The sequence below is a fragment of the Streptomyces sp. NPDC052101 genome (assembly GCF_040680235.1).
In the GTDB taxonomy this organism is placed as follows: Bacteria; Actinomycetota; Actinomycetes; order Streptomycetales; family Streptomycetaceae; genus Streptomyces.
Genome location: NZ_JBFAWH010000086.1, coordinates 1 through 8,611 on the forward strand (window position 1 = coordinate 1; position 8,611 = coordinate 8,611).

Here is an 8,611-nt window from a genome sequence, read left to right on the forward strand (position 1 = left end):
ATGAACGCCTTCGACCTGGCCTTTGATGGCCGCCTCACCGCAGGCCAACTCTAGCCACATCAAGCCCAGTTACACCGCTCGCTTTACAGACCCTCCCCAGGTGCTGGCCAAGCGGCTGGCGGCCGGTAAGGGGCCGGACGTCTACGTCGCGTTCCAGGTCGGCACGAGGGAGAACGCCGCGACCATCAACGCCATCAAGGACTTCATGGCCACCTACGGCAGGGGCCCGGTCCACACCCGGTTGTGGGAGATACCCGGCGGCACCCATAACGGCGCCACCTACCTGAAGGAGATGGAGGGGCCCATGCAGTGGATCAGCGAGCAGATGCCCGGCCCCACGCCGTCCTCCTGAGTCCGGGGCGCTGGGCTGCGGCGTTCGGGCAGCAGTGTTCCAAGACCCCTGCCGCCGGCAGCAGGGCCGTACCGGGGGCCCGGGCAGTACATCGCCGGCTTGGGCCGGTCCGCTCCCGTGCTCGGCCCGGCAGGTCCCGGACGCATCCGGTGACCGGTGCGGCCACTGCGTCGGGAGCCTGCGGGACCATGCCGGCAACGGCCCCAGGCCACGCCGATGGCGAACAACTACCTCCACCCGCTTCGGGGGGAGTGCCGTGGCGCGGGGGAGTTGGCAGGGGCGGCTGCTTCGGCGTGCGGCGGCGGTCGCCGGGGCTGCACGCCGCCCTCTCCGGCACCTTTCGGGCCGCACTGCCCCGGCTTCACCGCGCTCTGCTGCGACAGGGCGGCGGTGAAGGCCTCACCTGCGCAGGGTCCATCAGCGCCTCACGGCGCCACGCGCCACAGACGCCGGCCTGTCGACGGCCCGCAGGGCGTTGGGGCCCCGGTGCGGGCGCCTTCGGCGTCGCCGCCGGCCCGGCCGCGGCAGATCCCCTCGATCCCGGGTGGCCGGCGCGCCAGGAGGCCAGGGGTTCGGCATCCCGGCCGGGCCCAACGCCCAACGTCCAACGTCCAACGCCCAGTGGGCAGTAGGCAGTAGGCGGTGGGCGGTGGGCGGTGGGCGGTGGGCAGTGGGCAGTGGGCAGTGGGCGGTGGGCGGTGGGCCTCCAGGCCCACCAGGACGGTCGCGCAGGAGCCGCCCTTGCGGAGGGCGAAATCATCAGCGCCCGGTACTGCGACCAGGCCGGACGGCGGGTCCGCACCGGTATGGAACAGGCCCGGGAGCACGTCCTTGGCCGCCGGTATCCCCTGTAGTGCGGCCGGCCTGGCCCCGGGGACGTCCCGCCGGCACGAGCGCGATCGACGACAGCATCTGCGGTGATACCGGCGTGTCGGGCGTGCGGCCGGTGCAGGCCCTCCACCCGCTCGGCGAACGGCACACCGGCACACCGGCACACCGGCACAGCGGCACGGCGGGAGTCGCCGCACGTGAACCGCCGCGCCACGGACTCGATCACCACCGGCTGCCGGTGTCGGTCCGCCGGCGCATCCCGCGGCTTTCGCGTGTACCGGCCGTGCACCCGCCCGGAGGGCATACCGCGCCCCGGGCACCGCACCGGCAGCGCCCGGCACGCCGTACGGAACGTGACCACCGTGATCGGTCCGCGAGGTGATGCGCGCCGGATGAGCCCGCGACGTCCGCGCGAGGGGTCAGGCGCGGGACGGCCGGCGGATGCCCGTCACGCGGCGGTGTCTCGCAGGGTGGGGACGCCGCTCGGCGCCATGGCCGCCGAGCCGTCCACGCCGCCGAGCCGTCCACGCCGCGAGCGGCGTCACATAACAGTGAAACCGCCGGGACGTCTCCGGTACAACCGTTGCGGCACCTGCGGCGTCATGAGTGTCACACGGCCGATTGAGCCGCTCTGGTCAGCAGAAAGGCAACCGCGATGTCATCTCCGCTCACGCTCCGGCGGGTATTCCCGGCCACCGCGCTCACCTGTGTCGCGGTGCTCGCCGCCGGCTGCAGCGCGGGCCCGGCCACCTCTTCCTCGGGTGGCACGGCTGCGGCCGCGGCTTCTGGCGCATCGGCCACGACGGCGCCGGCCGGGACGACGCCGGCCGCCGCGGCAACGTCGGCCGCGGCGACGCCGGCGGCGGCTCACACGGCTGGGGCCGGCAGTACCGGCACGGGCACCCAGGCGCAACCGGCCGGAACAGCGCACAGACGTACCGCTGCCTGCCCGACCCGTTATGTGAGCGCCAGACCGGGTGCCAGTCAGGGTGCCGCGGGCAGTGTCTACCAGGTGATCGACTTCACCAACATCTCCCAGACCACCTGCACCCTGTACGGCTATCCCGGGGTGTCGCTCGCCGGGGGCAGCCCCGTCCGCCAGATCGGTCCGGCCGCCACGCGGAACACCACCGCTCCCCGCGCGCTGGTGACGCTGGCGCCGGGGGCCACCGGCAACGCGCTGCTGCGGATCACGGACGCCGGCAACTACCCCGCGACACAGTGCCATCCGACGGCCGCGCAGTACCTGCAGGTCTACCCGCCGGGCCAGACGACCCCGATGTACGTCGCCTACAACTCGACGGCCTGCGCCGGGACTGTGGGCATCCTGAGCGTCAGTGCGATCCAGCCGGGCCCGGGAAGCATGCCGTAGCACGCCGGGCCGGACCAGCGGCGGTACTTTGCCCGCCGGGCCGCGGCGCGCTGGTGCGGGTGTTTCCTCGTGCCCGTTCGCGGGCCGCGGACAACAGGCCCTGACACAACGTTCCCTATGTGCAGCGGAGAGGGCAGGATTCGAACCTGCGTGGACCCCGTGGGGGTCCGACTTGGGGCTGCTGCCCCGGGTCCCCGTTCAGCCGCTCCGGGCACCTCTCCTTGTGTTCCGGCTTGTGCGGTCTCCCGCGGTGCCGTTCACGAGTACTACGGTGCCAGGGGCGGCTGATGCGGCTCTGACGTGCTGCTGATGGGTGGTCTGGTTCCTTCCACCGCTCAACGGCACCCGGTGTCACGGGTGGGTATGACAGCGGCTTGTGGCGGCTGTGCGAGCCGAGGGGCGTTGTGGTGCGTTCCGGCGTCTTGTCGGCGAAGGCGCGTTCATCCGCGGATCGGCAGTGTGAAGGCATCGATCGTCTGCGGACCGGATCGGCCCTGTGCCAGGCGGGCACCTGAGCCGCCCGCTTCTTGGCGCTCGCCGGCGTGTGTCCGGCCGCGATGAACTGGACGACTGGAAGCACAGGATCGATGAAGCCCGCTCCCCATGTTGTCCGGCGGTTGGTTTTCAGTGGTCGGTGTTCTGGTTTCAGTGGGGGAGCGGGCCTGTCGGTGGTGGGTGGGGGGTGGGTGGTTTGCCGAGGTCGTGGTGCCGGTTTGGTGGTGAAGGGCGCTGACGAAGTGGGTGTTGCCGGCGCCGGGTGTGCAGCACTGTGGTCACCTCCAACCGAGCAACCGCAGCCTCATGACTCGCCCGGCCGCCCGACAGCACCGGACCCCGGGCAGCCCAAACGCCGTCGACGCGTTCGCCCGGGAGGCGCAGGCTCTCCAGCCACACGCACGCGCAAGCAGGCACACCGATCCGCATCACCGCATGCCGTCTCTGGACGGGCGGGGCGAGCTGGGCACGGTTCATGTGCGTCTGGTGGCTTCGGCGTTGGGTGTCTCGCAGCGCACGGTGTGGAACCGGCTGTCTGCGGCGCGCCGTGAGGGCCGGAGGGGGCCGCGGCCGCGTTCACGTTTCAGGGTGACGAGGCAGGTCCGCGATCTGCTCGCGCTGTGGGGCGGGATGGTGTCTGCGGTTCACCGTGAGCTTGCTGCTCGGGCGTCAAAAGGATCCTGCGTCCGGCCGGGTTCCTTCCTTTGCCGGTGCTTCATCGTGGTGGGGTGGCCGGGTCGGCGCAGTCGCAGGTGCTGGTGGTGGGCGGCCAGGGGCAGGGGCCCGGTTGGCGGGCAGCAAAAAAGAGAGGGCCCTGGCAGTCGCGGGTGGCGGAGGCGTCCTGGTCCGGCCGCCGACGGGTGGCGACCGCTGAGGCTCCTCGGGCCTGGTGCCGGCGCCGGCTGCCTTGCGGGCTTCCGAGGCGACGGCATCGGCCATCGCACCGGTTCTCAAGGCCGCGGCAAGGCCGGTGACGAGGCGTTCGTAGAGGCAGGTAGCGGCTGAGAAGCTGTGTCACATCCTCTTTGCGCAGATCACGACCCATGAAGCGCGACAGTGACCTCGTTCGCCGTTCTGTTGGACGCCGGTGAACAGACGGGCGCGCGGCAACCCGCAGATCGTCCGTCATCACCCGGACAGCCGGGCACAGCCCGCCGCTGCGTAGGTGCCGTGCCTAGGGTCGAAATCACTCCCAACCACGGCAGGAGGACAGACATGCTCAAGCGCATCGCCCTCATCCTCAGCGGACTGATCACCACCGGGTTCCTCGCCGCAGGCGTCGCCGACGCGACCCCCACGGCGCACACTTCCGCCACGACCGTGGCAGCGGCTCCCACCGACGCCGACGGCGCCCTGGACGATGTCACTGGCCTCCTCGGACATCCTGTGTCCCTTTGACGGGGCTGTGCGCGTTTCCGGGAATCGCCATCACCTTCTGCCGTGACCTGCGAAAAGAGGATGTGACACAGCTTCTGAACAGGGAGGACCCCGAGCAGGGCCCTGCTGCCGTCGCGTTCACCCGTGGGCTGTCCACGAGGGTGGCAAGGGCCTGGACAGGAACACCCGGAAGTGTCCCGGCCGGGACCCTTCCCTGGACCGCCCGCCGCCTTAGCGGAGTTGCGGATTGCGAACCCTGTGCAGGCCAACGGCCGGTGGCGGCGGTGCGGTAGCGGCGGGCGGCGGCGGTGCGCAGTCGCCCAGTGCCGCACCGATGGAGGCCCGGCCGGCTCCGGCCTCGCGGCCGGTGGCGACGGCCGCCACCAGGGCGCGGGCCACGTCCAGGACATCCGGCGCCGCGGCGGTGCAACAGCCGGACAGGCACCGGTCTGGCGCCCGCTGCGTGCATACCACCCGGCCGGCTGCTCCCGGTCCGGCCGCTGCGTCTGGGGTGTGCGGCGGGGCGCGCGCGGGGCAGCGAACGGGCCCGGTGTGCTCGGCGGGAGCGTGCCGGGGCCCGTTCGGCGTACTCTTGCACGTGCCTGGCCCGGAGCGGAGCCAGTATGACTCTCGCCGGTGTCGCCGCGGGGCCGTACGGCCTGTTTCTACGCTGCCTTGGGTTTGGTCACCTGCCGTGCGCGTTCTTCCAGTTCGCGTGCGGCGGCGATTTTGCGGTGGGCGGGCAGGGCCTTGAGCAGTGTCTTCAGGCGTTGGTCGCCCGCCCCGAGCCGACGACAGGCCCATATGCTCGTCAGGGAACTCGTTCCACGTGGCGCAGGCGGATTCGACGTGACGCATGGTCAGTCGACGCTCGGCGATCACCCCGAGGCAGTGAACTTTCCGGGACCGCGCCCGGCGCAGGGGCGGCGGTCAGCTGGTAGCCGTCGGCGGTGGAGGTGAGGCAGACCATGCTTGTGCGGGGAGTGTCGGGGTGCGACACCCACTGGTACCGTCGCCACCAGACCCCGGGGGCAAGCGGGTTATGCCCGACGGGCGGCGAGACCGTCTTGGATGTCCCGGAGCCGGAGAACAGCTACGACTGCGCCCGCGGGACCTGGATGCCAGTCAGCCGCACGGGCTGCTTCCACAGGCGCCGCATGCCGGGCGAAGACGGACACTGCCCGCTTTCCCGCGAACCCATGGACCGCTCAGCCGTACCGCCGGCCAGGCCCCCCGTACGCGGCCTCTTGCGCATGGCGCCGCCAGAGCCGACCGGCGGGTGGACCCACCTGCAGGGGCTCCGCCCGCACCGCCGGGCCGGACCCGGACTGCGACGGCACCCGGTTGCAGTTCAGCGGCCGGGGGCGTCCAGGGCCGCTCCAGCGACATCCCGGCGCCCGCGTCTGTCGATCCGGTGAACCGCTGATCTGCGGATATCAGCGGCCGACGCCGTTTGCCCCCCCCACCGGGGAGGAGTCAGGCCGCCCGGTCCTCACTGGGTGTCGATGCCGGACCAGTCTTCGGATCATGGCCCTGCGGCCTGACGAGTTCTACGACCACGCGCTTGCCGCTGCGATGGTGAGCGCCCAGGCGGTGAAGCCGGCGGCCGGCGCACCACGGAGACGGAGCGTCAGCCACCGTGCCGGTCCCCGAACCCTGCTGACCGGATGTGCACGCCGGTGAGACAGGGAGGTCAGGCGTCGTGATCATGCACGGGACCGCGGTCGGCTGGACCACCATGAGCAGCGGCCTCACCGCGGTTCCGGCAGAACACGTAAGGGGTCAGCAGGCCCAGTTGGGCGATGCGCTCCAGTAGTATGGGGAACACGCTACACATCCACCGGCAAGACCCGAGCAGCCCCCGCCGGCCAGCGACACCACCCCATACGGACCCGCCCAATAGCCATGCACCGGCCCCGCGGGCGCCCCCGGCTACGTGGAGGGCCCCCGCCGGCGCACAGCGTCCCGTACGGGACCACCATCGCCGATCACTGGCAGGAGACCGCGGCGCAGGACGAGTGCTCCTCGCGGGCACCGCAAGCACGCAGGACACCATGCGCCTCCCCCTGGCGATCGGCGCCCTCCAAACGGCCTTCGTCGACAACCGACCAGCCCGGTCTGCACACCGCAACCCCAGCCCGACCCGAGCGACCACACCGGCGTCTCCGGCACCAGAGATCTTGCAGACAAATCCAGGTGGCGGAGTACCACGTCGACGGCTTCCCGCTGGTGTGGACGGAACTCCTGCGGCACGGCATTTTCTAATCCAGAATCTATCTCGCCATCATAGTGAAGCACAGAAGCACACTGATACGTGTAGCCCGTCCGTTGTCAGGAATCCTGCACCAAGCCTGATCAGCGCCAGGCCCATCAGACAGGCTCTGACCAAGCCTGGCGACGAAGGATACGACCCAGACGTCTTGCTCACTCAGCTGCGTGCCAGAGGACGCCGACGGGGCCCGCTCCGGGCAATGGCTGGCGGTGTCCAAGAAGACTGAGCAGCCAGTGGGAACGATTGAGTCCCCCTCACCACGACTGCGGTGAGGGGGACTCAAAAGGGGTGCGACGGACCAGTTCCTAGGTGATGCCGGCTGCCGCTGTGGACTACACGCGCGTGTGTATTACTCGTCGAACTCGTCTCGGAGGTCGTCGAGCGACTGCTGACTCTCCTGCTGCCTGCCGCGGGCCTTGTCCTGGGACTGCTGACCGCGCTGCTGCGCCTGCTGCTTGGCCTGCTGGGCCTTCTCCTTGGCCTGCTGTGCCTTGCCCTGCATTTCGTCCTTGATGCCCATGGGGCTTCACTCCTTGGTCGGGAGGGGATTGAGTTCAGGCTTGCATGCGGGAACAGCTGCCGCATCCCGGACCATGACGCTCTGTAACAGCAGCCAGTGCACCTTGACCCTCATTGCTCCGGCCTACGGGCCCTGGCCGGGGGAGTGCCGCACTGGGCGACGTGGGCAGTTCTGGCTCATTGAGGGCGCACCCGTAGACCGTGAGGTAACTCGGCCCATGGCATCCCGCGAGCCGCGATGAGCCTGCAGCGTCCGGCGGTCGTACTGTCGAACCCGCTACCGAGGAGGATTCCTGATGCGCAGCGTGACCTATTCGATGGGCGTCTCACTTGACGGCTACATCGTCGGGCCGGACGGCGACTTCGACTGGACGGCGCCCGACGAGGAGATCTTTCGCTTCGTCACCGACGAGATACGAGAGGTCGGCGTCCACCTGTTGGGACGACGGCTGTACGAGACGATGCTGTACTGGGAGACCGCCGACCAGGATCCATCGCTCGACGACTCAATGCTCGAGTGGGCCGTGCTCTGGAAGCCGCTCCCCAAGGTGGTGTTCTCCACCACGCTGTCGGCGGTGCAGGGCAATGCCCGCCTGGCCTCCGGCGGCCTGGCGAAGGAGATCGAGCGGTTGCGAGCCGAGCCGGGGGAGGGCGACATCGCGATCGGCGGCGCGACTCTCGCCGCCGAGGCGGCCGCGTCGGGTCTGATCGACGAGTACCGGGCCAGGGTCTACCCGGTGCTGGTTGGCGGTGGCATTCCGTTCTTTCCCCAGCGTGAGCACCGGGTGGATCTCGAACTCGTCGAGACCCGCACCTTCAGCTCAAGAGTCGTCTACCTCCGCTACCGCGTGGCGCGCTAAGCGCTGTCCCGCTATCGATCTCCATGGTGCCGCCCAGTGCCGCTGGATCCCGGCTGATCAGTTGAAACCAAAGGTCGGGACGTTGTCGAGCAAGGCAGGAGTCTCCCAGCCGGGCTCGGTGTGCCAGTCTCGCCAGTTCGCCTCGGTTGCGAACGGCCCGCCACGCCCCTCAATTATCACGAAGCCGACCGCAGTGCTAGGTCAGGACCAGCCAGCGGCGACCGTCGATGAGTTCCCGTGTCGCATCGAGGTGGCCGGCGTGGCATGCAGTCTCGGTGATGACGTGCAGCAGGACGTCGCGCAGAGTGTGCAGGTGCGGTTCGCCGAACAGGTCGTGGGGCCACCAGGCCAGGTCGGCGTCAGCAGGGGTATAGGTGATGACGACGTCGGCGAGCCCTGCCTCCTGCCGATATCCGTCGAGCACGTCGACGGCCGGCACTGTGAGGTTCGGTCGTGATGTCACTGGGATGTTCGGCTTTGTGTGTCACTGGCGTGTAGGTGTGTTGGTGCTGCTCAAGGGGTAGTTGGGGCGA

Annotated in this window: 5 protein-coding genes, 1 tRNA gene and 1 pseudogene; 4 read left to right on the plus strand and 3 right to left on the minus strand. The window is 70.1% G+C overall.

Going from position 1 to position 8,611, the window contains the following annotated elements:
- The first annotated feature begins 100 nt into the window (after positions 1–100).
- Both AB0L75_RS43555 and AB0L75_RS43560 read left to right on the plus strand, forming a co-directional pair.
- A complete protein-coding gene (locus tag AB0L75_RS43555) occupies positions 101–352 on the plus strand; it encodes a hypothetical protein (RefSeq protein ID WP_365191847.1) in 252 nt (83 codons plus the stop codon).
- Positions 353–1,838: 1,486 nt separating this feature from the next.
- A complete protein-coding gene (locus tag AB0L75_RS43560) occupies positions 1,839–2,555 on the plus strand; it encodes a DUF4232 domain-containing protein (RefSeq protein WP_365191848.1) in 717 nt (238 codons plus the stop codon).
- Positions 2,556–2,680: 125 nt separating this feature from the next.
- Here AB0L75_RS43560 and AB0L75_RS43565 read toward each other — a convergent pair.
- Positions 2,681–2,776, minus strand: a tRNA-Cys gene (locus AB0L75_RS43565).
- A gap of 1,489 nt (positions 2,777–4,265) precedes the next feature.
- Between AB0L75_RS43565 and AB0L75_RS43570 the strand changes: the two genes are divergently transcribed.
- Positions 4,266–4,448 (plus strand): hypothetical protein, encoded by a 183-nt coding sequence (locus AB0L75_RS43570; protein ID WP_365191849.1) that lies wholly within the window; start codon positions 4,266–4,268, stop codon positions 4,446–4,448.
- A 2,600-nt stretch (positions 4,449–7,048) separates the two neighbouring features.
- Here AB0L75_RS43570 and AB0L75_RS43575 read toward each other — a convergent pair.
- Positions 7,049–7,219: a hypothetical protein gene (locus AB0L75_RS43575; RefSeq protein ID WP_365191850.1), complete on the minus strand. Its 171-nt coding sequence runs from the start codon at positions 7,217–7,219 to the stop codon at positions 7,049–7,051.
- Between the two features lie 295 nt (positions 7,220–7,514).
- Here AB0L75_RS43575 and AB0L75_RS43580 point away from each other — a divergent pair, with 295 nt between their 5' ends.
- Complete coding sequence (locus AB0L75_RS43580; RefSeq protein WP_365191851.1) at positions 7,515–8,078, plus strand: dihydrofolate reductase family protein; 564 nt, start codon at positions 7,515–7,517, stop codon at positions 8,076–8,078.
- Between the two features lie 196 nt (positions 8,079–8,274).
- On the opposite strand, the pseudogene AB0L75_RS43585 reads toward AB0L75_RS43580, so the two are convergent.
- Positions 8,275–8,505 (minus strand): annotated as a pseudogene (locus AB0L75_RS43585) (DUF664 domain-containing protein); the annotation flags it as partial.
- Positions 8,506–8,611: the final 106 nt, after the last annotated feature.